Genomic DNA, 388 nt, shown 5'->3' on the forward strand with positions numbered 1-388 from the left:
ACTGCCAAGGCATCCACCGTGTACGCTTAGTCACTTAACCATACAACCCAAACGGGTCTTTGTTATGTGACAGTTTAACTTCGCCAGAAGTTAATATTGAATACTAAAGTAGATACCAATTAATCATGAATGATTAAATTGGCACTGAATGATACTGCTATCATTCTTTTTTACTTTTGAAAACTCTTGATAAATACGAATATTTATCAGAATTTTATTATCAGCTTTTCCAAATTTTTAAAGAGCATATTAATCAGTTATACCCAAAGGGTAAAACTAACTAACAATCATCTGTGTGGACACTACGAACAAATAAGTTCTAAATCGTATAAGGAGGTGATCCAGCCCCAGGTTCCCCTAGGGCTACCTTGTTACGACTTCACCCCAG

The 388-nt window shown here is 35.8% G+C and carries 1 rRNA gene; it reads right to left on the reverse strand.

What is annotated here, in order from left to right:
* Window positions 1–329 precede the first annotated feature (329 nt).
* Window positions 330–388: ribosomal RNA gene (locus PSH54_RS20670) — 16S ribosomal RNA — on the reverse strand; the annotation flags it as partial.

Source organism: Pseudoalteromonas sp. Angola-30 (genome assembly GCF_028599215.1).
Lineage (GTDB): Bacteria > Pseudomonadota > Gammaproteobacteria > Enterobacterales > Alteromonadaceae > Pseudoalteromonas > Pseudoalteromonas atlantica.